At 66.1% G+C, this 25,561-nt stretch carries 27 protein-coding genes; 16 read left to right on the forward strand and 11 right to left on the reverse strand.

Features of this window, described 5'->3' with window-relative positions:
* The first annotated feature begins 71 nt into the window (after window positions 1-71).
* Together ACFPFG_RS31195 and ACFPFG_RS31200 are read left to right on the forward strand one after the other, a co-directional pair.
* A complete protein-coding gene (locus tag ACFPFG_RS31195) occupies window positions 72-314 on the forward strand; it encodes a type II toxin-antitoxin system prevent-host-death family antitoxin (RefSeq protein ID WP_374617608.1) in 243 nt (80 codons plus the stop codon).
* Complete coding sequence (locus tag ACFPFG_RS31200; protein ID WP_380109771.1) at window positions 304-723, forward strand: putative toxin-antitoxin system toxin component, PIN family; 420 nt, start codon at window positions 304-306, stop codon at window positions 721-723. Before ACFPFG_RS31195 ends, ACFPFG_RS31200 begins: the two co-directional genes overlap by 11 nt.
* 37 nt (window positions 724-760) lie before the next feature.
* On the opposite strand, the gene ACFPFG_RS31205 is transcribed toward ACFPFG_RS31200, so the two are convergent.
* A complete protein-coding gene (locus ACFPFG_RS31205; protein ID WP_197956001.1) occupies window positions 761-1,678 on the reverse strand; it encodes a LysR family transcriptional regulator in 918 nt (305 codons plus the stop codon).
* Between the two features lie 98 nt (window positions 1,679-1,776).
* Here ACFPFG_RS31205 and ACFPFG_RS31210 point away from each other — a divergent pair, with 98 nt between their 5' ends.
* From ACFPFG_RS31210 to ACFPFG_RS31225, 4 genes are all read left to right on the forward strand, one after another.
* Window positions 1,777-2,289, forward strand: coding sequence for a DMT family transporter (locus ACFPFG_RS31210; protein WP_380109773.1), 513 nt, complete (start codon window positions 1,777-1,779; stop codon window positions 2,287-2,289).
* Between the two features lie 294 nt (window positions 2,290-2,583).
* A complete protein-coding gene (locus ACFPFG_RS31215) occupies window positions 2,584-3,039 on the forward strand; it encodes an Lrp/AsnC family transcriptional regulator (protein ID WP_016446324.1) in 456 nt (151 codons plus the stop codon).
* Between the two features lie 5 nt (window positions 3,040-3,044).
* Window positions 3,045-3,812: a DUF6597 domain-containing transcriptional factor gene (locus ACFPFG_RS31220; RefSeq protein WP_380109776.1), complete on the forward strand. Its 768-nt coding sequence runs from the start codon at window positions 3,045-3,047 to the stop codon at window positions 3,810-3,812.
* Window positions 3,813-3,896: 84 nt separating this feature from the next.
* Window positions 3,897-4,259, forward strand: coding sequence for a VOC family protein (locus ACFPFG_RS31225; protein WP_063325944.1), 363 nt, complete (start codon window positions 3,897-3,899; stop codon window positions 4,257-4,259).
* Window positions 4,260-4,311: 52 nt separating this feature from the next.
* On the opposite strand, the gene ACFPFG_RS31230 is transcribed toward ACFPFG_RS31225, so the two are convergent.
* Window positions 4,312-5,793 (reverse strand): amino acid permease, encoded by a 1,482-nt coding sequence (locus ACFPFG_RS31230; RefSeq protein ID WP_013801947.1) that lies wholly within the window; start codon window positions 5,791-5,793, stop codon window positions 4,312-4,314.
* Between the two features lie 255 nt (window positions 5,794-6,048).
* Window positions 6,049-6,939 carry a LysR family transcriptional regulator gene (locus tag ACFPFG_RS31235; RefSeq protein WP_183018280.1) on the reverse strand — a complete coding sequence of 297 codons (891 nt, stop codon included), beginning with the start codon at window positions 6,937-6,939 and terminating at the stop codon, window positions 6,049-6,051.
* Window positions 6,940-7,032: 93 nt separating this feature from the next.
* Here ACFPFG_RS31235 and ACFPFG_RS31240 point away from each other — a divergent pair, with 93 nt between their 5' ends.
* From ACFPFG_RS31240 to ACFPFG_RS31250, 3 genes are all read left to right on the forward strand, one after another.
* A complete protein-coding gene (locus ACFPFG_RS31240; RefSeq protein WP_312372281.1) occupies window positions 7,033-8,493 on the forward strand; it encodes an MFS transporter in 1,461 nt (486 codons plus the stop codon).
* 60 nt (window positions 8,494-8,553) lie between these two features.
* Window positions 8,554-9,366 carry an AraC family transcriptional regulator gene (locus ACFPFG_RS31245; RefSeq protein WP_312372279.1) on the forward strand — a complete coding sequence of 271 codons (813 nt, stop codon included), beginning with the start codon at window positions 8,554-8,556 and terminating at the stop codon, window positions 9,364-9,366.
* A gap of 76 nt (window positions 9,367-9,442) precedes the next feature.
* Window positions 9,443-9,829 carry a cupin domain-containing protein gene (locus ACFPFG_RS31250; protein ID WP_183018277.1) on the forward strand — a complete coding sequence of 129 codons (387 nt, stop codon included), beginning with the start codon at window positions 9,443-9,445 and terminating at the stop codon, window positions 9,827-9,829.
* A gap of 67 nt (window positions 9,830-9,896) precedes the next feature.
* Here ACFPFG_RS31250 and ACFPFG_RS31255 read toward each other — a convergent pair whose 3' ends face one another.
* The 4 genes from ACFPFG_RS31255 to ACFPFG_RS31270 all read right to left on the reverse strand — a co-directional run bounded on the left by ACFPFG_RS31255 (window position 9,897) and on the right by ACFPFG_RS31270 (window position 14,795).
* Window positions 9,897-10,691, reverse strand: coding sequence for an ABC transporter ATP-binding protein (locus ACFPFG_RS31255; protein ID WP_012206116.1), 795 nt, complete (start codon window positions 10,689-10,691; stop codon window positions 9,897-9,899).
* A 16-nt stretch (window positions 10,692-10,707) separates the two neighbouring features.
* On the reverse strand, window positions 10,708-11,595 hold the full coding sequence (locus tag ACFPFG_RS31260; RefSeq protein ID WP_034394853.1) for an ABC transporter permease: 888 nt from the start codon (window positions 11,593-11,595) through the stop codon (window positions 10,708-10,710).
* A 123-nt stretch (window positions 11,596-11,718) separates the two neighbouring features.
* Window positions 11,719-12,690 carry an ABC transporter substrate-binding protein gene (locus ACFPFG_RS31265; protein WP_380109780.1) on the reverse strand — a complete coding sequence of 324 codons (972 nt, stop codon included), beginning with the start codon at window positions 12,688-12,690 and terminating at the stop codon, window positions 11,719-11,721.
* Between the two features lie 404 nt (window positions 12,691-13,094).
* The gene (locus ACFPFG_RS31270; protein WP_183018275.1) at window positions 13,095-14,795 is read right to left on the reverse strand and encodes an electron transfer flavoprotein-ubiquinone oxidoreductase; all 1,701 of its coding nucleotides are present in this window, start codon (window positions 14,793-14,795) and stop codon (window positions 13,095-13,097) included.
* 218 nt (window positions 14,796-15,013) lie between these two features.
* Between ACFPFG_RS31270 and ACFPFG_RS31275 the strand changes: the two genes are divergently transcribed.
* Window positions 15,014-15,451 carry an acyl-CoA thioesterase gene (locus ACFPFG_RS31275; RefSeq protein WP_380109782.1) on the forward strand — a complete coding sequence of 146 codons (438 nt, stop codon included), beginning with the start codon at window positions 15,014-15,016 and terminating at the stop codon, window positions 15,449-15,451.
* Window positions 15,452-15,601: 150 nt separating this feature from the next.
* On the opposite strand, the gene argC is transcribed toward ACFPFG_RS31275, so the two are convergent.
* Window positions 15,602-16,588, reverse strand: a complete 987-nt coding sequence (gene argC, locus ACFPFG_RS31280; protein WP_183018273.1) for an N-acetyl-gamma-glutamyl-phosphate reductase — start codon at window positions 16,586-16,588, stop codon at window positions 15,602-15,604.
* Between the two features lie 119 nt (window positions 16,589-16,707).
* On the opposite strand from argC, the gene ACFPFG_RS31285 reads away from it, so the two are divergent.
* Window positions 16,708-17,592: a LysR family transcriptional regulator gene (locus ACFPFG_RS31285; RefSeq protein WP_183018272.1), complete on the forward strand. Its 885-nt coding sequence runs from the start codon at window positions 16,708-16,710 to the stop codon at window positions 17,590-17,592.
* Window positions 17,593-17,645: 53 nt separating this feature from the next.
* Here the strand turns inward: ACFPFG_RS31285 and ACFPFG_RS31290 are convergent, their stop codons facing one another.
* Window positions 17,646-18,605 (reverse strand): LysR family transcriptional regulator, encoded by a 960-nt coding sequence (locus ACFPFG_RS31290; RefSeq protein ID WP_380109785.1) that lies wholly within the window; start codon window positions 18,603-18,605, stop codon window positions 17,646-17,648.
* Window positions 18,606-18,730: 125 nt separating this feature from the next.
* Here ACFPFG_RS31290 and ACFPFG_RS31295 point away from each other — a divergent pair, with 125 nt between their 5' ends.
* From ACFPFG_RS31295 to ACFPFG_RS31315, 5 genes are read left to right on the forward strand one after another with little or no spacing between them, the layout of a single operon-like run.
* Window positions 18,731-19,582 (forward strand): aldo/keto reductase, encoded by an 852-nt coding sequence (locus tag ACFPFG_RS31295; RefSeq protein WP_197956008.1) that lies wholly within the window; start codon window positions 18,731-18,733, stop codon window positions 19,580-19,582.
* 9 nt (window positions 19,583-19,591) lie between these two features.
* Entirely contained in the window at window positions 19,592-21,022 is a 1,431-nt protein-coding gene (locus ACFPFG_RS31300) for an MFS transporter (protein ID WP_380110368.1), read from the forward strand.
* Window positions 21,019-22,236 (forward strand): (R)-mandelonitrile lyase, encoded by a 1,218-nt coding sequence (locus tag ACFPFG_RS31305; protein WP_380109787.1) that lies wholly within the window; start codon window positions 21,019-21,021, stop codon window positions 22,234-22,236. Before ACFPFG_RS31300 ends, ACFPFG_RS31305 begins: the two co-directional genes overlap by 4 nt.
* Window positions 22,236-23,315, forward strand: a complete 1,080-nt coding sequence (locus ACFPFG_RS31310) for an alpha/beta hydrolase (protein WP_380109789.1) — start codon at window positions 22,236-22,238, stop codon at window positions 23,313-23,315. The genes ACFPFG_RS31305 and ACFPFG_RS31310 overlap by 1 nt, the downstream gene beginning before the upstream one ends.
* 55 nt (window positions 23,316-23,370) lie before the next feature.
* On the forward strand, window positions 23,371-23,535 hold the full coding sequence (locus ACFPFG_RS31315; RefSeq protein WP_380109792.1) for a twin-arginine translocation signal domain-containing protein: 165 nt from the start codon (window positions 23,371-23,373) through the stop codon (window positions 23,533-23,535).
* A 448-nt stretch (window positions 23,536-23,983) separates the two neighbouring features.
* On the opposite strand, the gene ACFPFG_RS31320 is transcribed toward ACFPFG_RS31315, so the two are convergent.
* The gene (locus ACFPFG_RS31320) at window positions 23,984-25,093 is read right to left on the reverse strand and encodes an extracellular catalytic domain type 1 short-chain-length polyhydroxyalkanoate depolymerase (RefSeq protein WP_380109793.1); all 1,110 of its coding nucleotides are present in this window, start codon (window positions 25,091-25,093) and stop codon (window positions 23,984-23,986) included.
* Between the two features lie 10 nt (window positions 25,094-25,103).
* The gene (locus ACFPFG_RS31325; protein ID WP_183018264.1) at window positions 25,104-25,517 is read right to left on the reverse strand and encodes a CopG family transcriptional regulator; all 414 of its coding nucleotides are present in this window, start codon (window positions 25,515-25,517) and stop codon (window positions 25,104-25,106) included.
* Window positions 25,518-25,561 lie beyond the last annotated feature (44 nt).

Genomic DNA, 25,561 nt, shown 5'->3' on the forward strand with positions numbered 1-25,561 from the left:
GCAATGCTTGAACGTGGGCCCTCGCACTCGCACAATGGGTGGGCAACATTGCGAGGTACAAGATGCGCACCATGACGGCAAACCAGGCAGGAAAGGGATTCGCGGAGGTCATAGAGGCCGTCCGCGAGGGTCCTGTACTGATCCAGCAGCAAGCCGCAAATGTGGCTGTGGTCATGTCGGTGCAGGAGTACGAGCGGCTCATTCACACCAACCTTTCGGAGTTCCAGCGCTTCAGTGACCAGGTTGGCACCAAGGCCGGCAAGGCCGGTATGACCGAAGACGTGCTTCAGGAACTGCTGGGCCGTGAGGACTGATCTGCGGCTGGTGATCGACACGAATCTGTGGATCAGCCGCCTGCTCATGCCGACTGGCATGGCAGCAAAGAGCGTGGATCAGGCGCTGGGCTGCGCGACCGTGTTGATGTCCCAGCAGACCCTGGCGGAATTGAGCGAGGTTCTCTTGCGCCCGAAATTCGACCGGTATGTTTCCCGCGAGGACAGGCGGCGCTTCCTGCTGTTGCTGGACGGAGTGGTGCGACGGATTTCCGTCACCCGGCAGGTTTCCGTATGCCGCGATCCCAAGGATGACAAATTCCTTGATGTCGCACTCAACGGCGGTGCCCAGATGATTGTGACGGGGGACCAGGACTTGCTTGTCCTGCATCCTTTCCAAGGCATTAAGATACTCAAGCCTGCAGATTTTCTTGACAGAGCGGCCCGTTGAGAGGGGAGGGTGGTGGCAGGGAGGCTGGCCCTGCTTGTCACCGGCTTTCACGGCAGCACGCTGCCACCGCCTGCCGCAGCCACCGATGCATGGCATCCCCCTGCTTGCGCACATGCCAGGCCTGCTGGTAGGCAAACCGGGGCAGCTCCAGCGGCGGAGCGAAACGGCGCAGCGTTTTGTGGCGGCGCATGTCTCCGATGGCGCGGCTGCCCACGGTCAGCACGAGGTCGGTGCCGGCCAGCACCTCCAGCGCCGCGCTCCAGTGGGGCAGGGCCAGCACCACGCGCCGGCTCAGGCCTTGGGCGGCCAGCGTCCGTTCGATTTCCTCGTTGGCGTCGGGCCGCATGGCCAGCATGACGTGCGGGCGCTGCAGCCAGTCCTGCAGCGACAGGCCGCCGCGTGCCGGCAGCACGGCCTGGTCGGCCACGCTCACGAACTGTTCCTGGAACAGATCCTGCACCTCGATGCCGTCGGTTAGGTCGGGTGCGTCGGGGAAAGGGCCCAGGGCCAGGTCCAGTTCGCCATCGGCCAGCTGGGCCAGCATCACCTCGCGCGTGGACTGGCTGATGGCCAGGTCCAGCCCGGGTGCGTGCTGGCGCAGATGCCGCATCAGCGGCGGCAGCACGATGCGCGATGCGTAGTCCGACAGCGCCAGCCGCAGCCGTCCGCGTGCGTGGGCCGGGTCGAACTCTGCCTGCGCCAGCAGGCCGTTGAGGCTGCCCAGCGCATCCGCCAGCGGTTGCACCAGGCCTTGCGCGCGTGCCGTCAGCGCCATGCGGCCACCACGCCGCACCAGCAACGGGTCGCCCAGATGTTCGCGCAGCTGCGCCAGCGAATGGCTCATGGCCGGCTGGCTCTTGTGCAACCGCAGGGCCGCGCGCGTCACATGTTTTTCGGCCAGCAGGGCGTGCAGGGCCAGCAGCAGGTTGAGGTCGATCCGGCGCAGTTCATCCATAGCATGAATATAGAACGTGCAGGCAAACGATTTCCATCCATTCAGCGGATGCGAGAGCATCCAGGCATGGATTCGCGAACAGGAAAAGGGAGATCTGCATGACAGGACGGAACACGATTTTGGCCATGGCCCCCGTGGGCATGGCACTGCTGGCTGGCTCCATCTTGCCGTTCCAGGCGGCGAGCAACGCCATGGTCGGGCGTCTGCTGGGCCATCCGCTGTGGGGCGCGCTGACTTCGCTGGCCGTGAGCGTGATGGTCGTCGTGCCCGCGCTCTGGGCCATGCGCGCGCCCACTCCCGCCGTGGCGCAGGCGGCCGCGGGACCGTGGTGGCTATGGATAGGCGGCGTGCTGGGCGCCATCTATGTGGCCAGTGCGGCGGCCGTGACACCCAAGCTGGGTGCGGGCGGTTTTCTGGTCTGCGTGGTGGCGGGGCAGATCGTGGTTTCGGTGCTGGTGGACCACTTCGGCCTGATGGGCCTGGGCGCCAGGCCGGTCAATTGGTCGCGGCTGGCAGGGGTGGCGCTGATTCTGGGCGGCGTGTTCCTGGTGGTGCAGGGCGGGCAGGTCAAGGAACCGGCCGGCGCGGGCAGTGCGGCCGCTCAGCGCTAGCGCATTGCGAGGGCACGGTGGTGCGAGGCTCCCTCAGACCTCGCCCCAATGCAACAGGCCGCCCCGCTGCGGATAAGCGGGGCGGCCTGTAACGGGCTCCTGAGGGGATCACGCATCCGGGCGCTGGCGGTAGTCGGCGGGGCTGGGTGAATGGTTTTGCTGCGCCGGTAAGCGTGCTCCCATGCAGACAAGTGTGCGCGTGTGGCCTCAGAAAATGCTGCTTTATTTCTTCAAAACAGGCGTTGCTACAGAAAATTATTCTGCACCTGCCTGTTTTGCAGTAGATTGCCGGCCATGGATACCCTCGACAGAAAGATTCTTTCCGCCCTGCAGGCCAACGCGCGCGCCAGCCTGCAGGAAATCGGCGCGGCCGTGGGCCTGAGCGCCTCGCCCTGCTGGGCGCGCATCAAGAAGCTGGAAGAGGCGGGGGTGATCGAGGGCTATACCGTGCGCCTGAACCCGCTGGCGCTGGGCCTGGGCGATACGGTGCTGGTGCAGGTCACGCTGGACAGCCATTCGGACAACACGCTGGAGAAATTCGGCGAGATGCTGGCGACCATTCCCGAGGTGGTGGAGGCGCATCTGGTCTCGGGCGAGTACGACTACCTGCTGCGCGTCGTCGTCAAGGACACGCGCGACTACGAGCGCCTGCTGCGCGAGAAGCTCTACAAGATCAAGGGCATACGCCACAGCCAGTCCAGCTTTGTGCTGCGCACGCTGAAGAAGGCCGACCTGCCGCTGGGGGTCTGAAGTCCATGCCCTCTGGCCAGGCGCCGCCGCCCGCCCCCTACCGCGAACACTCCCCACCGCCCGCCTTGCAGCCGCACTTCCAGTGCCTGTGGAGCAGCACCGTGGCCAGGGACTACGCCGGCGGCTTTCTCGTGGTGCCGGATGGCTGCGTGGACATCGTCTGCAAAGGCGGTCGGCTGCTGGCCGTGGGGCCCGACCGGGTGGCTGCGCGGCCCGCGCTGGTGCCGGGGTCCGAGGTATGGGGGGCGCGCTTCGGCCCCGGTGCGGCCAGCGCCTGGCTGGGCCTGCCCATGGACGAGATCGTGGGGCAGGCGGTGGAACTGGGCGATCTGCTGGGGTCGCGCGCGCGGGAGTGGGTGCATCGCATCAACGATGCGCAGCCGGGCGCAGGGCAGGCCGTGTTCCTCCGTGGACTGGTGCAGATGGGCCGCGACGCCCCAGCGCCGGACCGGCAGGCCATGCAGCTGTTCAATGTGGCGGCTGCAGCCTGGCGGGATGAATCCGGTGTACTGGCCGCCATGCGCGCACAGCTGGACATGTCCGAGCGCAGCCTGCGCCGCTTGTGCCACGCGCAGTTTGGCTACGGCCCCAAGACGCTGGAGCGCGTGCTGCGCTTTCAGCGCCTGCTGACCCTGGCACGGTCTGACCGGCAGGCAGGTCTTGCGGCCCTGGCCCTGGACGCGGGCTACGCGGACCAGGCGCATCTGTCGCGCGAGGTGAGGGCGCTGTGCGGCATCACGGCGCAGGCCGCCATGGCGCAGTTGCTGGATTGAGCAGTCCGGCTGGCCGTTTTGTTCAAGACCGCTGCCACGGCGTGGCCGATGATGGCGGCTTACCAGCATTCAACGGAGCAGAACATGGGCATCAGGGGCAAGAACCACCAGATCGACAACATCGAATTCAACGTGGCCGATATTGCGCGCAGCAAGGCGTTCTATGGCGAGGCCTTCGGCTGGACCTTCACCGATTACGGGCCGAGCTACACCGAGTTCAGCGACGGCCGGCTGACGGGCGGCTTCACCACGGGCGAAGAGGTGCGGCCCGGCGGCCCGCTGGTCATCCTCTACGCCGACGATCTGGCCGAGGCACAGCGCCGCGTGGAGGCGGCCGGGGCCGGGGCCGTGATCAGCCGTGCGGTGTTCGCGTTCCCGGGGGGCCGCAGGTTCCACTTCACCGATCCGGACGGCTACGAGCTGGCCGTGTGGTCGGCCGATGCCTGAAAGACGACAGCCCGCATCTGCGGGCTGTTTTTCATGGGGACTGGGCCGGGTGTCAATCGACGTTGGAGCCCAGCTGCATGTCCTTGTACTTCACGATGTGCGTGCCCTTGACCAGGCGGTAGCCGCCCCAGATCAGCAGGAACAGCGGCAGGCCGATGTAGGTGGCAACCACGCCGGTCCAGTCGATGCGGTCGGCCATGAAGGCCTCGTAGTTCTGGCCCAGCGTGATCACCATGCACAGCACGAAGGCGAAGATGGGGCCGAACGGGAACCAGGATGCGCGGTAGGGCAGCTGGTTCAGGTCCAGGCCCTGGGCCTCGAAGCCCTTGCGGAAGCGGTAGTGGCTGATGGCAATGCCCAGCCAGGCGATGAAACCCGTCATGCCCGACAGATTCAGCAGCCAGATGTAGACCAGTTGCGGGCTGAAGATGTTGGTCAGGAAGCACAGCGCCGCCACCACGGTGGTGGCCAGCAGGGCCAGCGTGGGCACGCCGCGCTTGTTGACATACGAGAACATGCGCGGCGCCATGCGCTGGCAGGCCAGCGTGTAGAGCATGCGCGTGGAAGCGTACATGCCCGAGTTGCCGGCCGACAGCACCGAGGTCAGCACCACGGCGTTCATCACGGCGGCGGCCGACAACAGGCCAGCGCGCTCGAAGACCAGGGTGAAGGGGCTCACGCTGATGTCGCCCAGATCATTCTTGAGCAGGTGCGGATCGGTGTAGGGGATCAGCAGGCTGATGACCAGAATGGCGAAGACGTAGAACAGCAAAATGCGCCAGAACACCTGGCGCACGGCGCGGGGCACGTTCTTGGCGGGGTTCTCGGATTCGCCGGCGGCAATGCCGATGAGCTCCGTGCCCTGGAAGGAAAAGCCCACGATCATGGCCACGCCGATCAGCGCCGAGAAACCGCCCGCAAAGGGCGCGTCGCCCTGGCTCCACAGGGCAAAGTTGCCCCAGACGCCTTCAGGCGCGCCGCCCCGCACGATGCCCAGGATCATGAGCACGCCCACGCCGATGAAGAGGATGACGGTGGTGACCTTGATGGCGGCGAACCAGTACTCGGCCTCGCCGAAGCCTTTGACCGAGATGGCGTTGAGGCCGAACATGATGGCCAGGAACAGGGCGCTCCACAGCATGCCGTTGCCGTCGGGGAACCAGTAGGCCATGACCAGCTGGGCGGCCACCAGGTCCACGGCAATGGTGACGGCCCAGTTGTACCAGTAGTTCCAGCCCAGCGCGAAGCCGAAGCCTTCGTCCACATAGCGCGCGCCGTAGGTGGCGAACGAGCCCGAGACGGGCAGGTTGGCGGCCATTTCGCCGAGGCTGGTCATGAGGAAGTAGACCATCAGGCCCACGATCATGTAGGCCAGCAGGGCGCCGCCGGGGCCGGCCTGCGAGATGGTGGCGCCCGAGGCAACGAAGAGGCCGGTGCCGATGGAGCCGCCGATGGCGATCATGGACAGATGCCGCGCCTTGAGTTCGCGCCTGAGCGCGGTGGGAGCGGCATTCTTGGAGTTGTCTGCTGCCATGGATGTGTCGATTGGTGGATCAGATCCCGCGCGGCCGCTGGCCGGCGCGGGGGCAGGAATGCAAAACAGGAAAAACAAAAGAGCCGCTGTGTCGCGGCCCCATCAAGGTGCATGCACCACGAAAAGGCGTGATTGTCCGAGAACGCTGCCATCGTGGAAAGGCAGGAGTTTAATCCCCCTTCACCCACATAAGCGGAACTGAATCCGAACCCACTGTGTGCATGGCGCCACGCCGTCTGCGGCCCGCCTGCCTGCCTACCACCGTGTCTGCGCCAGCAGCAGCTGGGCCAGTGCCTTGATGCGCGGCGAGGCCTGGCGCGTGCGCGGGTAGACCAGGGACAGTTCGCGGGCGCGGCCCTCGTGCTGGGGCAGCAGCCGCACCAGCCGGCCCGCCTGCAGGTGCTCGCGCACCGCGAACTCCATGACCTGGGCCACGCCCAGGCCGCTGAGCGAGCCTTCCACCAGCGGATCGCCGCTGTCGAAGGTCACGGTCTGCGGCGCAGGCCAGTCCAGCATCTCGCCATTGCCGGCCAGGAACTGCCAGGGCACGCGCCGGCCCAGGTAGTGGTTGTAGACGGCCATGCAGCTGTGCTGCGCCAGCTCCTGCAGCGTCTGCGGTGTGCCGCGCGCCGCCAGGTAGGCGGGCGAGGCCACGGTCACCCAGCGCAGCGGCGGCAGGGCGCGGGCAATCATGCGGCTGTCTGCCAGCGGGCCTATGCGCACGGCCGCGTCAAAGCCTTCCTCCACCATATCCACCAGACGGTCGGTGAAGCTGGTGTCGATCTGCAGCTGCGGATGCTCGCGCAGCAACTGCCCCAGCAGCGGCACCAGCACGATGCGGCCCAGCATCGACGGCGCCGTCATGCGCAGCACGCCGCTGGGGGCGCAGCGCCGGTCGCTGACCAGCTGGCGGGCCTCTTCCAGCCCGGCGATCAGCGGTGCGCAGCGGTCCACCAGCGCGCAGCCATCAGGCGTGAGCGAGACGCTGCGCGTATTGCGGTGCAGCAGCCGCGTGCCCAGGTCCTTTTCCAGCTGGGCCACGGCGCGCGAGATGCGAGGCTGGCTGGTACCCAGCAGCGTGGCGGCCTGGGTGAAGCTGCGGCTTTCGGCCACCTTGATGAGCAGGTGCACGGCGTTGAGATCCATGGCATGTCTCCAGATTCGATTAATGCAGTTTTGCATAAGAAAAATGAAGATCTGCTGTTTATCTTCATAAGTGCATTAATTAGGATCGGCGCCATGCCAATGACCGATTCCCCCGGCGCCCTGCGCCATCCGCGCGCCGCGCTGGCGCTGCTGTCCCTGTCCCAGCTGCTGATTGCGCTGGATGCCACCATCGTCTTCGTCGCGCTCGACGCCATGGGCCAGCAGCTGCAGATGGATGCGCGCCATTTGCAGTGGGTGATCAGTGCCTACAGCGTGGCCTTCGGCGGCTGCCTGCTGCTGGGCGGGCGCTGCGCGGACCTGCTGGGCAAGCGGCGCATGTATGTGGCGGGCATGGCGCTGTTCGGCCTGGCCTCCCTGGTCGGCGGCTTTGCCACCCAGCCCTGGCAGCTGGTGCTGGGCCGCGCAGGGCAGGGCGTGGCCGGGGCGCTGCTGTTTCCGGCCACGCTGTCGCTGATCAACACCCTGTATGCGGCCGGGCCCGAGCGCAACCGCGCCCTGGCCGTGTGGAGCATGGCGTCGGCCGGCGGGCTGGCGGCCGGCGCGCTGCTGGGCGGCGTGCTCACGCAGACGCTGGGCTGGAACTGGGTGCTGTGGGTGCTGGTGCCCGTGGCCTGGCCGTGCGCCATGGCGGCGCTGCGCTTTCTGCCGCCCTCGGCCCGGACCGGGCGCGCCGCGCCAGGCCAGGGCTTCGATCTGGCCGGCTGCCTGAGCGTGACCGTGGGCAGCAGCCTGCTGGTGACGGCCCTGGTGCAGGGGCCGGAATGGGGTTTTGCCAGCGCCGCCACGCTGGGGACGCTGGCCGTGGCCATGGCGGCGCTGGCCCTGTTCTGGCGCATCGAGGCGCGCATTGCCTCGCCGCTGATGCCGTTGTCCCTGCTGCGCGTGCCCAGCCTGCGCGCGGCCATGCTGCTGACCATGATCTTCATGAGCAGCTTTGGTGTGCAGTACTACTTTCTGGCGCTGTACTTCCAGCAGATCTTCGGCTGGAGCCCGCTGCAGGCCGGCATGGCCTTTTTGCTGCCCACGGCGGTCTGCACGCTGGGCATCCGCTGGGCCGAACACTGGCTGCACCGCTCCACACCGCGCGCCGTGCTGATGGGCGGCTGGGCCGCAGGCACCATCGGCCTGGCCTACATGGCCTGGGCGCTGCCGCTGGGTGGCAGCTATATCTGGCTGGTGCCCGGTTTCGTGGTGCTCAGCCTGGGCCAGGGCGCGTGCTGGACCGCCATGTGGGTGGTGGCCGGCCAGGGCGTGGCGGCTGCGCAGCAGGGCGTGGCCTCGGGCATTGCGGCCACGGCCCAGCAAGTGGGCGCGGCGCTGGGGCTGGCCCTGCTGGTCATGGTGGCCACCGCGCCGCTGGCCGGTATCACGGCGCCCTATGCGCTGCGCGAGGCCACGGCCCGGGGGCTGCAGCAGGCCGAATGGGGCGCTGCGCTGATCGCGCTGCTGGGGTGGGTGGTGTCGGCGGGCATGCGTCGTGCACCGGCAAGCCAGGCCGTGCCGGGTGCGGAGCAGCCGGCCTGCTCGCCTTGAGGTCACTGGCCCGCAGTTACCATCTGCGGCTGCTTTGCATACCCCTCACCACCAACCCACATGGCAGAAACGAGCATCTCCAGCGACTGGGTCCGGCATTCGCAGCTGGGCGCAGGCCTGGAGCGCATCGAGGCCTATTTCGGCGGGCACGGCTATGCGCCCCACAGGCACGACACCTACGCACTGGGCCTGACGCTGTCCGGCGTGCAGAGCTTTGCCTACCGCCGCAGCCAGCGGCACAGCCTGCCCGGTGGCGCCATGGTGCTGCACCCTGACGAATTGCATGACGGCCATGCGGGCACTGACGCAGGCTTTCGCTACCGCATGGTCTATGTGGAGCCGGCCCTGATCCAGCAGGTGCTGGGCGGCAGGCCCTTGCCCTTTGTCGAGGGCGGGCTGTCTGCCGATCCGCGGCTCAAGGCTGCGCTGCTGCCGCTGCTGCAGGGCCTGGATGAAGACCTGGAGCCGCTGGCGCGCGACGACGCCATCTACGACCTGGCATGGGCGCTGGACGCCGTGGCGGGCCGCCGCAACGTCCGGCGCCTGCCGGACCTGGGGGCCGTGGAACGCGCCCGCGCCTGCATCCACGACGCGCTGGTGCAGGGCGTGACCCTGGATGCTCTGGCCCAGGCCAGTGGCCTGGACCGCTGGCGGCTGTGCCGTGACTTCCGCGCGCTCTACGGCACCAGCCCCTACCGCTACCTGACCATGCGCCGGCTGGATGCCGTGCGGCGCCTGCTGCTGACGGGGCAGGGCGCGGCCGAGGCTGCACTGCAGGCCGGCTTCTTCGACCAGAGCCACATGGCGCGCCAGTTCGCCATGGCCTATGGCGTGCCGCCGGCGCGCTGGCTCAGGCGCCTGGGCGCGGCCTGAGCTGCACGATCGTGCAAGACCGGAGGAATGGCGCTTCCTAGCATGGAGGCTTCACATGCTTTCATAAGGTCTGCCCATGACGTTCCCCGTTGAAAACCGCCCCTGCGAGGCCATCAACTTCCCCGAGAAATTCAGCCGCTTCACCGGCCAGTGGAGCCCCCGCGTCGTTGCCGAGATGAACGACTACCAGTTCAAGATCGTGCGCGTGCAGGGCGAGTTCATCTGGCACTCGCATGCCGAAACGGATGAAGCCTTCCTGGTGCTGGACGGTGAGCTGCGCATCGACTTCCGTGATGGCCATGTGCTGCTGCGCCAGGGCGAGCTGTACGTGGTCCCCAAAGGCACGGAGCACAAGCCCAGCGCCGAGCGGGAAGCCCGCCTCATGCTGATCGAGCCGCGCGGCGTGCTGAACACCGGGGAGGAAGGCGGCGAGAGGACGGCGCCCAACGATGTGTGGGTTTAGCCAGCCCGTGGCCATCCCATGAACAAGGGGCGCCGCAGCGCCCCTTGTTCCCGGAAGTGCGGAGCGCTCAGCCCAGCAGCAGCGCGTCGTCGGCCAGCTTTTCGCCGCGCACCTTCTCGAACATGTGCAGCAGGTCGGGCACGTCCATGCGGGCGCGTTCTTCGCCGCTGACGTCGAGCACGACCTGGCCCTGGTGCAGCATCACCGTGCGCTCGCCCACGTCCAGCGCCTGGCGCATGCTGTGGGTGACCATCATGGTGGTGAGCTTGGCTTCGGAGACGATGCGCGCCGTCAGCTGCAGCACGAAGTCGGCCGTGCGCGGGTCGAGCGCGGCGGTGTGCTCGTCCAGCAGCAGGATGCGCGAAGGCTGCAGCGCCGCCATCAGCAGGCTCACGGCCTGGCGCTGGCCGCCGGACAGCAGGCCGATGCGGTCGGTCAGGCGGTTTTCCAGGCCCAGGCCCAGGATGGACAGGCGCTCGCGGAAGTTGTCGCGCATCTCGGCCTTGACGGCGCGGCTCAGGCGGCGGAAGGTGCCGCGGCGCTGGGCCAGGGCCATGTTTTCCTCGATGGTCAGGTCCTCGCAGGTGCCCGCCATGGGGTCCTGGAAGACGCGGGCCACGCGTTCGGAACGTGCCCACACGGGCAGGCGCGTCATGTCCTGGCCGGCGATCTCGATGCGGCCCTTGTCCACGGACAGGTCGCCCGAGACGGCGTTCAGGAAGGTGGACTTGCCGGCGCCGTTGGAGCCGATGACGGTGACGAACTGGCCGTCGGGAATGTCCAGCGACATGCCGCGCAGCGCCCGCGTTTCGATGGGCGTGCCGGGGTTGAAGGTGATTTCGAGTTGTTGTGCGCTCAGCATGAGGGTTCTCCGGCGATCAGGACTTGCGCTGTGCAAATTTGCGCTTGAGTTGGGGGATCACCAGGGCGACGGTCACCAGCAGGGCGGTGACGAGGTTCAGATCCTGGGCCTTGAGGCCGATGAAATCGCTGTTGAGGGCCGCTGCAATGAAGAAGCGGTAAACGATGGCGCCCACCACCACGGCCAGCGTGGCCCAGACGATGCGGCGCGAAGGCAGGATGGATTCGCCCACGATCACGGCAGCCAGGCCGATGACGATGGTGCCGATGCCCATGGAAATGTCCGAGCCACCCTGGGTCTGCACGAACAGCGCGCCGGCCAGGCCGACCAGGCCGTTGGAGATCGCCATTCCCAGCAGGATCATGGCGCCTGTGTTCACACCCTGCGAACGGGCCATGCGGGCGTTGGAGCCCGTGGCGCGGATGGCCAGGCCCCGCTCGGTGGCGAAGAACCAGTCCAGGCCCAGCTTGGCGAGCACGACGATCACGAACAGGATCACCGGGCGCATCACATAGTCGGCCACGCTGTCGGGCTGCAGCAGGGTGAACAGCGTGGTCTCGTTGATCAGCGGCACGTTGGGGCCGCCCATGATGCGCAGGTTGACCGAGTACAGGCCGATCATCATCAGGATGGAGGCCAGCAGGTCCATGATCTTCAGGCGCACATTGAGCCAGCCCGTGATCAGGCCCGCGACGGCGCCAGCGGCCGTGCCGGCCAGCGTGGCCAGCCAGGGATTGGTGCCCGTGGAAATCAGGATGGCGCAGACGGCGCCGCCCAGCGGAAAGCTGCCGTCCACCGTGAGGTCGGGAAAGCGCAGCAGTCTGAACGAGATGAAGACGCCCAGCGCCACCAGGCTGAAGATCAGGCCGATCTCGACGGCACCGAGCAATGAGAAAAGAGACATAGGAGGAGCGACAGGCGCGTGGGACAGAAAACGACTTAAAAAAAGGGCAGGGCCATGTTGCCATGGCGCCTGCCACCGTGGGCGCACTGCCCGGGTTGGCCCCGGGCAGGCAAACCCCGGTTATTACTTGACGACCTGGGCAGCCGACTTGACCAGCGCGTCAGACAGCTTGACGCCTTGCTTCTCGGCGGCGCCGGGATTCACGAACAGCTCCATCTTGGTGCTGACTTCGGTCTTCATGTCGCCGGGCTTTTCGCCCTTGAGGATGCGCACGACCATGCGGCCGGTCTGCTCGCCCAGATCGCGGTAGTTGATGCCCAGGGCAGCCACGGCGCCGCGCTTGACGGAGTCGGTGTCCGAGGCCACCAGCGGGATCTTGGCGTCCTGGCCGACCTTGACCAGCGACTCGTAGGCCGAGACCACGTTGTTGTCGGTGTTGGTATAGATCACATCGACCTTGCCGACCAGGCTGCGCGCAGCGCTGCTGACGTCCACGGAGCGGGGTGCCGCGGCTTCCACCAGGGTCATGCCCAGCTTGGGCAGCAGGGTCTTGAGTTCCTTGACCACCACGGCGGAGTTGGCCTCGCCGGGGTTGTAGACCATGCCCACGCGCTTGGCGTTGGGCACGACCTGCTTGACCAGTTCCATCTGCTTGTCCAGGGCCAGCAGGTCGGACACGCCGGTCACGTTGTTCCTGGACGGCTCCCAGCTGGGCACCAGCTTGGCGGCCACGGGGTCGGTCACGGCGGAGAACACCACGGGCACGGTCTTGGTCGATGCGACCACGGCCTGGGCCGAGGGCGTGGCGATGGCCACGATGGCGTCAGGCTTGTCGCCCACGAACTTGCGTGCGATCTGCGCGGCCGTGCCGGTGTTGCCCTGGGCACTTTGGTACTGCCACTTGAGGTTCTTGCCGGCTTCGTAGCCAGCTTCCTTGAGCGCGGCCTGCACGCCGTCGCGCACGGCGTCGAGTGCAGGGTGCTCGACGATGGCGGTCACTGCGACCGACTTCTCGTCAGCGGCGTGGGCGCCGCCCGCGATGGCGGAAATTGCCAGGGCCAGCGCGCCCAGGGGCGCCCAAGACAAGTGCTTCATACGTGTATCTCCAACGTGCTTGTGTTTGTTCCTGTTTGCTCAGCAGAAGGCCGCACAGGACGGTCGCGGCGCTTCGCGGCAAAGTCTACTGCAGCCGCCCTGTACGCCTTGGCGTTTGGACGACCCGGTTTTCACCTATAGGTTTGTATCTAAAAATTGGCATGAAATCTGCGGGGAATGCCCTAGGTGCAACTTTTTCATGCGTGTTGAACAGGTTTGGCGGTGCAGGTTTGCGTCTTCAGGGGCTTGTTTTGGGCTTTGTCGTGCATTTTTATTGCGTGCAAGCGCCTTTCGGATGGCCTTCTATGCTTTCTGGGCCCTGATGGCTTTGACGGCGCTCAAAGAAAAAGCCTGCACAAGCAGGCTTGGGCAGGCTTCAGAGGAGGGCCGGTGTGGCGTGCGGATCACATGCCCGCGTAGTTCGGCCCGCCGCCGCCTTCGGGCGTGACCCAGACGATGTTCTGCGTGGGGTCCTTGATATCGCAGGTCTTGCAGTGCACGCAGTTCTGGGCATTGATCTGCAGGCGCTTGCCGCCCTGGGCCGTGTCGTCCACGAACTCGTAGACGCCGGCCGGGCAGTAGCGCTGCTCGGGGCCTGCGTACTTGGCCAGGTTGATGGCCACGGGCACCGAGGCGTCCTTGAGCGTCAGGTGGGCCGGCTGGTCTTCGGCATGGTTGGTGTTGCTGATGAAGACGCTGGACAGGCGGTCGAAGGTCAGCTTGCCATCGGGCTTGGGGTAGTCGATGGGCTTGCACTCGGCGGCCGGCTTCAGGTAGGCGTGGTCGGGCTTGTCGCGGTGCAGCGTCCAGGGGATGTTGCCCTTGAGCACGAACTGCTCGATGCCGTTCATCAGCGTGGCCGTGGTCAGGCCCTTCTTGAACCAGGCCTTGAAGTTGCGCGACTTGTTCAGCTCTTCGTACAGCCAGCTGTTCTCGAAGGCCTCCACATAGGCGCCCAGCTCGTCGCCCTGGCGGCCCGCGACGATGGCGTCATAGGCGGCATCGGCGGCCATCATGCCGGTCTTGATGGCGGCATGGCTGCCCTTGATGCGGCTGACGTTCAGGAAACCTGCGTCGCAGCCCACGAGCGCGCCGCCCGGGAACACGAACTTGGGCAGGGACAGCAGGCCGCCGGCCGTGATGGCGCGCGCGCCATAGCCCAGGCGCTTGGCCGGCTTGATGCCCTTGGACTCGTCGCCTTCCAGGTAGTAGCGGATGTTGGGGTGGGTCTTCCAGCGCTGGAACTCCTCGAAGGGGCTCAGGTAGGGATTGGCGTAGTCCAGGCCCGTGATGAAGCCCAGCGTGACCTTGTTGTCGTCCAGGTGGTAGAGGAAGGCGCCACCGTAGGTCTTGCTGTCCATGGGCCAGCCGGCCGTGTGCATCACGAAGCCGGGCTTGTGGCGTGCCGGGTCGATTTCCCACAGCTCCTTGATGCCCAGGCCGTAGCTTTGCGGGTCCTTGCCGGCGTCAAGCTGGTATTTGGCAATGATCTGCTTGCCCAGGTGGCCGCGTGCGCCCTCGGCAAAGATCGTGTACTTGGCGTGCAGCTCCATGCCCAGCTGGAACTCGCCCGTGGGCTCGCCGTCCTTGCCGATGCCCATGTTGCCGGTGGCCACGCCCTTGACCGAGCCGTCCTCGTTGTAGAGCACCTCGGCGGCGGCAAAGCCCGGGAAGATCTCCACGCCCAGCGCCTCGGCCTGTTCGCCCAGCCACTTGACCACGTAGCCCAGGCGAACGATGTAGTTGCCATGGTTCTGGAAGCAGGCCGGCAGCAGGAAGTTGGGCGTGCGCAGGGCGGATTTCTCGCCCAGGAAAATCATGGCGTCGTCGGTGACGGGCTGGGTCAGGGGCGCGCCCTTTTCCTTCCAGTCAGGGATGAGCTCGGTCAGCGCACGCGGGTCCATGATCGCGCCCGACAGGATGTGGGCGCCGGGCTCCGAGCCCTTTTCCAGCACGACGACGGAGACATCCTGGCCTTTTTCGGCCGCCAGCTGCTTGAGGCGGATGGCCGTGGCCAGGCCGCCGGGGCCGCCGCCAACCACCACCACGTCGTATTCCATGGCTTCGCGCGGCCCGTACTGGGCCAGGATTTCTTCGTTCGTCATCGGGGTGTCTCGCTTGGATATTGAAAAAACAGGATGTTCGGCAGACCGAACGTTCGTTCGGCTGCAGCGCAAATGCCGCAATGCGGTGGATTCTATGACGTGCGTGGACCCCGTCGTTGCTGATAGGTGACAGCGCGGGAATGCGGGCTGCTGCACAGTGACCGGGGGCTGCGGGGCATGTTGCCTTGCGGTGGCGCTACAACAAGGAGACTGCAGGCATGCGCATAGAGATTCCAGAATATAAAAAATGGGTTCACGAGATGCGATTCAAAGTGCGTTGGGGCGACATGGACGCCATGGGCCATGTCAACAACGCCATGTACTTCCGCTATCTGGAAACCGCCCGCATCGACTGGATGGTTGAAGCGGGCATGGCGCCCGCGCCGGGCGGGCAGGGGCCGGTCATCGTCAATGCGTTCTGCAACTTCCACCAGCAGCTGGCCTATCCCGACGAAGTGCTGCTCAAGATGTACGCCAGCGACCCCGGCCGCACAACGTTCGAGACCTGGGCCACCATGGAGCGCGTCTCCGAACCCGGCGTGATCTGCGCGGCCGGTGGCGGCACCGTCATCTGGGTGGATTTTCCCAGGCAAAAGGCCGTGGAGTTGCCGGGCTGGGTGCGGGAGATGGTGGGCGCAGACGCCAGTCCCGGCTGATCGCCAGCCCGGATTCAGGCCGACTGGCGCAGCACCAGCTTCGGTCTGGCCAGCAATTGCTGGCGGGGCTGGCCCGGATGAGCCATGCGCGCCAGCGGCGAGACGGCGGCCTGCTCGCCGCATTCGGCGGGGAACGCATGTCCTGCTTGCTCAGAGGGGGAGGGGAATGCTCGATGGATTCGTCGAGCCGTCGAGTAGCGGCTGCAGCATTGGCTGCAGCCCGAGCATCAGATCAAGGTTCTGCACCGCAGCACCGGCAGCGCCTTTGCCCAGGTTGTCGAACACGGCGGCCAGCAACACCTGTTCCTCCTGCGGCTGCCCGAACACCGCGAGCCGCATCCGGTTGCTGCCATTGAGCGCACGCGGATCGAGCCGCTGCGCATCGGCATCCGCCACCAGGGGTTGCAGCTCGATGCACGGCTGGCCCTGGTACCGCGCCTGCAGCGCAGCATGCAGGCTGCGGGCGGTCACACCGGCGGGCAGCAGCCGCAGATGCAGGGCGATGGTCAGCACGATGCCTTGCCGGTAGTTGCCATAGGCCGGCACGAACACCGGCGCATGGGCCAGGCCGGCATGCTGCTGGATCTCGGGCACGTGCTTGTGGTGCAGTCCCAGTCCATACACCTGCAGCGGCACGGCAGTCGCGGCGGCAGCGCCCTCATGGTCCAGCAGCCCTGCGCGGCCCCGTCCCGAGTAGCCCGATACCGCGTGAATGGCCAGCGGGTAGTCGGGGGGCAGCAGGCCCGCGTCGATCAAGGGCCTGAGCAGCGCGAGCGCACCTGTCGGATAGCAGCCGGGATTGCTGACGCGCCGGGCCTTGGCGATGCGTTCGGCCTGGCCGGCCTCCAGTTCCGGCAGGCCATAGACCCAGCCCGGCGCGGTGCGATGCGCAGAACTCGCGTCGATCAAGCGCACGCCGGGCCTGCGCACCAGCGCCACGGCCTCGCGCGCAGCCTCGTCCGGCAGGCACAGCAAGGCGATGTCGCAGTCGTTGAGCGCCTCGGCGCGGTGCGCCGTGCTTTTGCGCTGGTCGGCTGGCAGCTGCAGCAGGCGCAGGTCGGTCCGATGCGCCAGCCATTCGCGCACCTGCAGGCCGGTGGTGCCTTGGTCGCCGTCGATGAAAACAAGAGAGGTCATGGGTTGCTCCGATTGGGTGTGGAGCGCATGGTGCAGCGCCTGCCGCATGCAGACCAGTTGAATCTGACAAACTACGGATTCATGATTCCTGAATTGCTGGCAACCTGGGATACCGCACCATGCGCGAAATCAATCTGGACCGTCTGCGCACCCTGCTGACGGTGGCCGACCTGGGCTCATTCGCCGCCGCCGCCAAGGTGCTGCACCTGGCGCCGCCCACGGTGACGCTGCATGTGGCGCAGCTCGAGGAGCGTCTGGGAACACGTCTGTTGCACCGCGCACCGGCTGGCGTCACCGCCACATCGGCGGGCAGCCTGCTGATAGACAAGGCGCGCCAGCTCCTGGCCGAGGCCGACGATCTCCTGCAGACCGTGCAGCGCCAGATCGCCACGCGCGGGGGCCGCGTGCGCCTGGGCGCCTCCACCGGCGCGCTCGCGCACCTCTTGCCCCAGGCACTGGAAACCCTGGCCGCCCGGCATCCCGAGATCGATGTGCAAGTGGCGGTGATGACCAGCGAGGAAGCCCTGGCGCGCCTGACTGCCGGCAGCCTGGACATCGGCATCGTCGCGCTGCCGCAGCCCGTGCTGCGCGGGCTGCAGGTGCAGGCCTGGCGCCAGGACCCCGTGCTGGCCTTCATCCCGGCCGCCTGGAAGCCGCCGCGGCACATCACGCCCGCCTGGCTTGCGGCCCGCCCCCTGATCGCCAATGACCGTGGAACCCGGCTGTCACGCCAGACCGCCGAATGGTTTGCCGCAGGCGGCGCCCGGCCGCAGGCACGGATCGAGCTGAACTACAACGACGCAATGAAGAGCCTGGTCGCAGCGGGCTACGGCGCCGCGCTGCTGCCCCACGAGGCCGGCGCACCGCAGCCTGACCCCCGCATCACCACGCGGCCCCTGCGGCCGGCACTGTCAAGGGCGTTGGGCATCGCGCATCGCAAAAGGCCTGACGACGACGCGACGAAGGTGACGATCGAGGCTTTGATGGGGATGAGAGGGCGTTGAAGGGGGAGGGGGCCCGTGCTTTCTGGGCAATGGCTGATGCTGCTTGTGTTGCATCAAGCGCGGCCTGGTCGTCCGACTTTGCCCAGAAGCTCGCTCGGGCTGAGTACGTACTCCGGGCTGTCTACCAGACGTTGAACGGCCAAATCGATGAATGCACGGGCTCGTACTGGCTGGGACGACCTGCTTCCGAAGTAGACGAAGTAGCTGGCGTAGTCCGGCATGTGGTCCACGAGGATCGGGATCAGCTTGCCGGAGCGGATAAACGGTGCCGCGGTGACGCCCGCGAGCTGGGCCAGCACCTTGCCGGCCAGGACGGCTTGCAGCTCAAACAGCTCGTCGTTGCTGCAGATCGTCGGGGCGACTGGCTGGTCGGCGGCCTGGCCGTCGATCTTCACCCGCCACGGCAGCACTTTCCCCGTGCTCGGATGCCGATAGGCGCTGCAGCGGTGTGTGGCCAGGTCAGCCAACGACTCGGGCACACCGTGCTTCGCGAAGTAGGAAGGTGCACCGCAGATGGGCAACTGAACCGGGAACAGCCGTCGTGCAATCACGCCCTCATGGGGCGACGGACCGAGACGAAAGCCCACGTCCACGCGATCCTCCACCCAGTTGCCGATACGATCGTCCAGCAAGACGTCGGGCTGGATCCCTGGATGCATATCGCAAAACTCGTCGACCAGGCGCCAAAGAATCGGCTGGAACGTGGTGCGAGGTCCCGTGATGCGCAGCGGGCCCGCAAATTCATCCCGTGCCGACTTGGCGGACTGCAGTGCTCTGTGCATTCCCGTCACGGCCGGCCGCACGTCCTCGAACAGCCGCTGTCCTGCATCGGTCAGCGACATCACACGCGTTGTCCGATGGAACAGGCGCACGTCCAGATGGGCTTCCAGCTGGGCCAATGCCTTGCTCGCCGCCTGGGGGCTGATGCCAAGTTCTGCTGCAGCTTTGCGCAGGCTGCCAAGTTCCGCTGCCTTGATAAAGGTCGTGATGGATCGAAGCTCGTTGATCGCCATGAGTGGCCTCCTCGCGGCTTTCATTGTCATTGAATTGATGCTAATTCAACAACCCAAATGCATCTATCCAGATGCCAGTCCGCTGCCTAAAGTTCGTGCCATCAAACTTCTACAAGGCAAAGCGCATGCAGCACGTCGTTCTGAACAACGGTCTTCACATGCCCATGGTCGGGTATGGCGTCTTCCAGATCGCCGATGCCAATGAGTGCCAGCGCAGCGTCGTCGATGCCATCGAAGCCGGCTACCGGCTGATCGACACCGCGGCCTCCTACATGAACGAAGAAGCGGTCGGCAAGGGATTGCGCTCCAGTGGCGTGCCGCGTGACCAGCTCTTCGTCACCAGCAAGCTCTGGGTGCAGGAGACCGGCTACGAGCGCACGCAACAAGCCATCGACAAGTCCCTGCGTCGGCTGCAGCTCAGCTACCTCGACCTGTACCTGATTCACCAGCCCTTCGGCGACGTCCACGGTTCGTGGCGCGCGATGGAGGACGCCTACCGCGCGGGCAAGCTGCGCGCCATCGGCGTCAGCAACTTCCAACCGGACCGCCTGATGGACATCAAGGCGTTCAACGAGATCGCACCGGCGGTCAACCAAGTCGAAGTGAACCCCTTCCAGCAGCAGCTGCAAGCCGTGCCGTTCATGAGAGAGATGGGTGTGCAGGCCGAGGCCTGGGCTCCGTTTGCCGAAGGCCGCAACGGCCTCTTCCAGAACGAAGTGCTGCTCGGCATCGCCCGGCACTACGGCAAGTCGGTCGGCCAGGTGGTGCTGCGCTGGCTGGTACAGCGCGGGATCGTCGCGCTCGCCAAGTCGGTCCGCAAGGAGCGCATGGCAGAGAACATCGCCATCTTCGACTTCGCACTCAGCGACGCCCACATGGCAAGCATCGCCACGCTCGACACCAACACGAGCAGCTTCTTCTCTCACCGCGACCCGGCCATCGTCAAGTGGATGTCCGAGCGCAGGCTGGACATCTGAGTGACCGCGATGAACGCCGCGCAATCCTGCCCCATCCGCAACGAGAACAAGGTCCTGGCCGTCATCGTGGCCAGCTACCTGATGATCGTCGTGGACATTTCCATCGTCATCACGGGTCTGCCCCGCATCCAGGCAAGCCTGGGCTTCACTTCGGCGCAACTGTCCTGGGTGACCAATGCCTATACGCTGGCTTTCGGTGGCTTGCTGCTCCTGGGTGCCCGCGCTGGCGACATCCTGGGCCGCCGGCGGATGTTCATCCTGGGGCTGGCGCTGTTCACGCTCGCCTCCGTCTCCATCGGCCTGGCGCCTGGCGCCAGCTGGTTGCTGGTCTCCCGCGCAATTCAAGGTGTAGGCGCCGCCGTCCTTGCGCCGTCCACGCTCGCACTGCTGTCCACGCATTTCGCGGAGGGGCCAGGCCGCACCCGGGCGCTCTCGCTGTACGCGGCGGCTGCCGGTGTCGGCGCAACCCTGGGCCTGGTCTTGGGCGGCCTGTTCGCTGATTTGGTGTCCTGGCGCGCAGGCTTTTTCATCAACCTGCCAATAGGGTTGCTGTTGATCGTCGCTGCGCGTGGCCACATTGGCGAGACCCAGAAGCAGGAAGGCCAGTTCGACGTGGGCGGCGCCATCAGCTCGACCATAGGGATGACGGCGCTGGTCTACGGCCTGGTTCGAGCAGCCGAAGCTGGCTGGCACGATGGCCTCGCACAGGGGGCCCTGGTCGGCGGCATGCTGATGATCCTGCTCTTCATCGGCATTGAGCGCCGGGTCCGGCAACCCATCCTGCCGCTGCGCCTGTTCACCAGCCCGCAGCGAGCCGGTGCGTACATCACGCGCATGCTCTTCCTGGGCGGAGCCGTTGGCTTCTGGTTCTTCTGTACGCAGTTCCTGCAGGGCGTGCTGCATCTGCGGCCCATGCAAGCCGGCATTGCCTTCCTGCCCGTGACGCTGCCCAACTTTGCCTCGGCCATGGCCGTGCCCGGGCTGGCTCGCCGCTTCGGCAACGAAACGCTGCTCCTCGCCGGCCTGCTGCTCGGAGTGGTGGGCCTCGCCTGGTTGGGTCAAGCGCATGCGCTATCGAGCTATTGGACCGGCATCGCCCCACCCATGGTCCTGATCGGACTGGGCCAGGGCTTGTTGCTGGCACCGCTGACCGCGGCCGGTGTGGCGGGAGTGGCGCGTGAGGACGCGGGTGCTGCGTCCGGCCTGGTCAACGTGGCTCACCAGTTGGGGGGAGCACTGGGGCTTGGACTGCTGGTTCTTGTCTTCGCCAGCGCTGGCTCGTCCATCGAGCAACAAGACAGTGCAGCCCTCGCGCATCGCATTGCTGCCGTCATGGACGTGGCCGCTCTGCTGCTCGGCCTGGCGCTGATCGTCTCGTGGTTCTTTATCGTCAAGCCGCACCGCCGCCATCAGGCGAAACAACAGGAGGCGCTCTCGTGAAATCACTGCTTTCAATGGCCCTGAGCGGTGCGGTGACAGCCGCTGCGGCGCAGTCTTCCGGTCCTGGCGCAATGCCGCCCGTCGTCGAAGTTCGCCCCGCGTCTGCGCAGCAGGTCAGCGTTGGATCGGCCCAGACGTTCACCGGCGACGTCCGCATCAGCTCACCCTTTCAGGCGCCACTTCCCGGAACGGCCGGTGGAGCGACCGTCACGTTCACGGCCCGTGCGCGGACGGCCTGGCATACCCATCCGCTCGGTCAGACGCTGATCGTCACCGAGGGACAGGGCCTCGTGCAACAACAAGGCCAGCCGGCGCTCATCATTCGCCCTGGCGATGTCGTGACCATCCCGCCCAACGTGCGCCACTGGCATGGCGCCGGGCCTTCAGGCTCCATGACCCACATCGCCATTGCCGAGAAAGAAAACGGCAGCGCCGTGGCCTGGCAGGACAAACTCTGCGAGCAGGACTACCAGGCCGCCGTGGTGAGCGCAGGCCTTTCCGCGATGACCGGCCAGAGGGCACAGCAGCCACAGAAGCCACAGGAGCCACAGAAGGCCGTGCAGCCTGCGTCCGATTCGCTGAGCCCCAGGCAACGCGCCATTCCGCTCATCGCCGCCTTCACGGCAATCAGTGACTTGCCCCGGCTGGGCATGGCACTGAACCAGGGGCTGGACGCGGGCATGACAGTCAGCGAGGCCAAGGAAGTCCTGGTGCAGCTCTATGCCTACGCGGGCTTCCCCAGAAGTCTCAATGCGCTCGGCGAACTGCTCAAGGTCGTCGAGCTGCGCAAGCAGCGCGGCGTGCAGGACGCTCCGGGTCACGACCCCAGCCGAGCCGTGTCCACCGGTCGTGAGTTGGCGCTGGTCGGCCAGGCCAATCAGACCGAGATTTCAGGTGGACCGGTCCAGGGCCCAGTGTTCGAGTTCGCGCCGATCATCAATCAGTTTCTGCAGGCTCACCTGTTTGGCGACATTTTCGAGCGCGACAACCTCGATTGGCGCAGCCGCGAGCTGGCCACGGTCGGAGCGCTGGCTGCGACACCGGGTGCAGAGAACCAGCTGCGCTCCCACATGCGAGCCAGCCTGCGCGTGGGCCTGACCGCATCGCAACTGCGGCAGCTGAGCCAAGCGCTGGCGCAAGAGGTCGGCCCCGAGGTGGCAGCCCGCGCCGATGACGCACTCGTGCAGGCCCTCGACGCTGCATCAAAAGGCTGATGATGAGCATCACCCGCATCTTCCGCGCAGGAGCACTTGTCTTGGCTGTATCGCTGGCAGGTTGCGCCTCTCATTCGGACAGTTCGTCGAAGCCCCTGGTCATTCAGCGCCAGGGCAGCTTCGCGGTCGGTGGCGTTGTGAAGACGGTGCCCGGCGTGTACGACAACGACAAGCCGACAAGTGCAGGGCAAAGCTTCCACGGCGATCACCTCTACGCCTTCTATCAGGTCCCGCAGAATCCGAGGCCTTTGCCCATCGTGATGCTGCACGGCGCCTTCCAGTCGGCTCGGAGCTGGGAAACGACGTCGGACGGCCGCGAGGGCTTCCAGAACCTGTTCCTGCGCCGCGGCTTCCCGGTCTACCTTGTCGATCAGCCGCGCCGAGGCAGGGCCGGCAACAGCACCGTCGCCACGACGACCGGGCCGACGCCCTACGACCAGCTGTTCTTCGACCAGTTCCGTTTTGGCAAGTGGCCGGGCTATTTCGACAACGTACAGTTCGACCGCCAGCCGGAGACACTGAACCAGTTCCTGCGCTCGGTGACGCCGAACACCGGCGCCTATGACGCCAACGTGATCGCCGAGGCGATGGCTGCGCTCTTCACCAAAACAGGCCCGGCCATCCTCTTCACGCACTCACAGGGCGGCGGACCTGGCTGGCTGACAGCCATCAAGAGCGCCAACGTCAAGGGCGTCGTGGCGTTCGAGCCGGGCAGCGGCTTCATCTTCCCGCCGGGGGAACTGCCGGCCGCCATGCCCAGCGCTGCGGGAACCCTGGCGCCGGAGGCTGTCTCGGCACAAGACTTCCAAAAGCTCACCCGCATCCCCATCGTCATTTACTACGGCGACAACTTCCCGACTGAGCCCACCACCGAGCGCGGCAAGGACAACTGGCGCGTCCGGCTCGCCATGGCTCGCCTTTGGGTGGACGCCGTCAACAGGCACGGCGGAGATGCACAGCTCGTGCATCTGCCTGAGATGGGCATACGCGGGAACACCCACTTCATCATGTCCGACCTGAACAACGTCCAGATCGCGGACCTGGTGTCCTCCTTCCTCACCAGGAAGAGGCTCGATTGACCCTTTCGCCTGGTTCGCAAGAACCGCACAGATGTCTCAGTAGATCGGACGACCCATGACCCACGTATCCATTGACACGAAGCGCCGTGAGTTCCTTGGCACTTCGGCCATCGCAATTTCTGCAGCAGCCCTCGGAGTTACAACCATGGCTGCTCCCTCCACGGCGGGTCGAACGAAGAACGGGCCCGGTGCCTGCCCTGCATCAAGGAGTTTCCGATGAAGGACAGCGCGGACTCGATTCGTCGCGCATTGATGGCGGCCATAACCCCTCTCCCACTGATCGCCAGAGCGACAGCGACGGAGCAACGGGACGGTAGGCGTTCAGACCGAACGTCGACGCCAGTCGCCTACTTTTCGAGGTCAGGCAACACCCGTGTCGTCGCAGGACTCATCCAGAGGTCGCTCGGGGCCGACCTCTTCGAGCTTCAACCGCGCACTGCACCGTGAATGGCGCAGATCAGCCGGGAGGAGTCCCCCAAGCGGGCGTTGCCGCAAGCAGCTTCCGGCCATGAGCAGCCGTTCGGGGCAGCGCTCAGCTTTCTTCGGCATGGTTTCTCGATGGAGTCCAGCGCTGTTTCTTGCATCCGTGTGCGCCGAGAAATGGGACGCTGCCAACCCTGCGACTCTTTGGCGTCATGCGGTTGGCGGATGCAATGCGTGGCCTCGGGTCAACAGTCGTGGGCACGCTTGTGCGACAGGAAAAAGCGCAGCATCTCGGCGCTGGCGTCGATTCCTCCTGGCGTGGTGTAGCTGCCCGCCGAGCTACCGCCGGACCATGCGTGGCCCGCGCCATGCAGTTGCCAGTGCTCAATGGCGGTACTTCCGTCGGCCGCGACATAGGCAGTGCGGGTGAATCGCTGGCGGTTCGGCGCATGGCCCTGGATGACGCGAGGTGCGCCTTGGGGACCTTGCGCGCTGCGTGCAGCATGCACCACGGCCGCGCCGTTGTCGTGGTGCACCGTCGTGTCCGCATCGCCGTGAAACACGATCACTGGACACACGCTGGGACCACTGGCCGAGCCTGATGCTGCGCCTCTTCGCATCGCCTCGAGGGCTGATGGCAGATTGGAGGCTGCACCGGCGGCCAAGCCCGAATGCACACCCACGGCGGCGAACAGCTCAGGATAGGTGCGTCCCAATATGTCCGCCATAGCACCTCCAGCCGATAGTCCGGCGACATAGACACGCGATGCGTCCGCGCCATGGTCAGTCATCACCTGGCGCGTGAGGCCCGCCAGCAGTGCTGGCTCACCCCGGCCCCGCTGCTGATGCTGGGCCTTGAACCAGTTCCAGCACTTTTGGGAGTTCGCATGCTGTGTTTGTTCGGGATAGAGCACCAGTACACCAGCGCTGCGTGCCTGGTCATTCATGCGCGTGCCGGCGGCGAAGTCTTCCGGCCCCTGGGTGCAACCGTGCAGCATGAGGACGAGCGGCCGAGGTCCCGCTTCAAGTGCACTGCCTGGCGGCACATAGAGCCGATAGGCCAGTTGCCGGCCTCCGTGAGAGTAGCTGCCGCGCAGCCATTGCTCGTCGCTGGAGGTGTCTGCCTGCGCCGTGCCTGCAGGCACGGCAAGTTCGGGAGCATCGTCGATGAAACGGGCTTCGGCATCGACGATCCAGCCGCCTTCCCGATGACTGGTTGCGGCTGGCTTGCCGTGGGGCGCGGGCGCGCTTTCGCCTCGCAACGTGCGCTGAATCAGCTCGGTTGCTTCCAGCAAATTGCCAGTGCGCGTCAGGCGTGTAGCCTCGCCCAGCATGTCGTGAAAAAGCTGTTTCATGGAATGGTTCTCAGGTAATGCGGCCGGCCAGAGCGGCGCGAACGGCGGGGCTGGCCTGGAGCGCTCCCAGCACCGTGATGGATTCGATGGTTTCTGCGGCCAACTGAGCAGGCACGTCCTGCGCGATGCTGGCCAGGCCCAGCACCCGGATCTGCAGCTTCTCCCCGGCAGCCTTCACCCGCAGGAGATCGGCCTGGGAGAAATGCTGCATACCCAGGACCAGCATCTTGCGGGCGACGACCTGCTGCAACGCGTCCGCATGGCTGCGCAGGTGATTGCGTATCGCTGTACGGATGAAATCACTGCGGTTGGCGTAGAAGCCTTCGGCGACCAGCAGGTCGATTTGGCCCAGGTCGACATAGCCCAGATTGATGGTGAGCTTCTCGGATTCGCTCACGCGAGGGGTGGAGGTGGTTGTGGCCATGGAACATCCTTATGCCATCCATATGGATGGTTTGTGGATGTTTT

Origin of the sequence: Delftia deserti (genome assembly GCF_042653485.1) — a bacterium.
Lineage (GTDB): Bacteria > Pseudomonadota > Gammaproteobacteria > Burkholderiales > Burkholderiaceae_C > Comamonas > Comamonas acidovorans.